The sequence below is a fragment of the Brevundimonas sp. CURTG3B2_SDJG genome (genome assembly GCF_057364705.1).
Window position 1 is genome coordinate 1 of sequence record NZ_JBNFOJ010000530.1, and the last position, 919, is coordinate 919.

The window sequence follows — 919 nt, forward strand, 5'->3', positions numbered from 1 at the left end:
GGTCTAATGACATTCAAACCCCGTCATTCCCGGCCTTGTGCCGGAATTCCGTGAACACCGTAGGCTGAGGTCGCCCGGGCGCCGTTCGCGGTCATGGATGGCCGGGACAGGCCCGGCCATGACGGGAAAAAGAGGTTTGGGGCCCTGAAAGGCTATCGGCTGAATGTCGATTAGACCTAGGCCGAGGTCGCCAGGGCGGCGTCCTCCTCGATCAGGGATCGGTGTAGGGCCACGCCGGCCATGACGCCGTCGGCGGCGGCGAGGGTGATGTTGGACATCGCCCGGGCCGCGTCGCCGGCGGCGAAGACGCCGGGGACGGAAGTCGCCTTCATCCCGTCGGTGCGGATGATGGCGCCCATGGGCGTGTCCTCGGTGTCGCAGCCCAGACGTTCGGCCAGACCGCCGTTCAGGCGGATGCGCGGGCCGATGAAGAGGGCTTTCAGCGGGACCAGGCGACCATCGGCCAGCCGCGCGCCGTCCAGTCCGGACCCTTGGCCTTCCAGGCCGGCGATCGGGACCGCCTCGACCGTGACGCCGCGATTGTCCAGGATCCGGGCCTCCTCCAGGCCGATCTCGACCTTGCGCTCCAGGAACAGCACCACCTGGCCCCAGTCGGCGACCATGGCGGCCTGATGCACCGACATCGGCCCGGCCCCCAGAACGCCGATCGGACCGCCGCCGATCTCGTAGCCGTGGCAGTAGGGGCAGTGCAGGACCGTGCGGCCCCAGCGCTCCTTCAGGCCCGGCGTCTCGGGCAGCACGTCCTGGACGCCATGGGCCAGCATCACCCGCCGGCCCGAGACCCGGGTCCCGTCGGCCATGTCGATCTCGAAGCCGCAGGACGAGCGGCGGACGTCCACCGCCTCGCCGCGCCGGAAGGCGACGGTGGGATAGGCGGCCACCTGGGCGCGGGCCTCGG

The 919-nt window shown here is 70.5% G+C and carries 1 protein-coding gene; it reads right to left on the bottom strand.

From position 1 onward, the window contains the following. Window positions 1-176: 176 nt before the first annotated feature. The coding region (locus AC2W7C_RS18480; RefSeq protein ID WP_486002650.1) for an NAD(P)/FAD-dependent oxidoreductase at window positions 177-919 on the bottom strand (743 nt) is incomplete at its 5' end.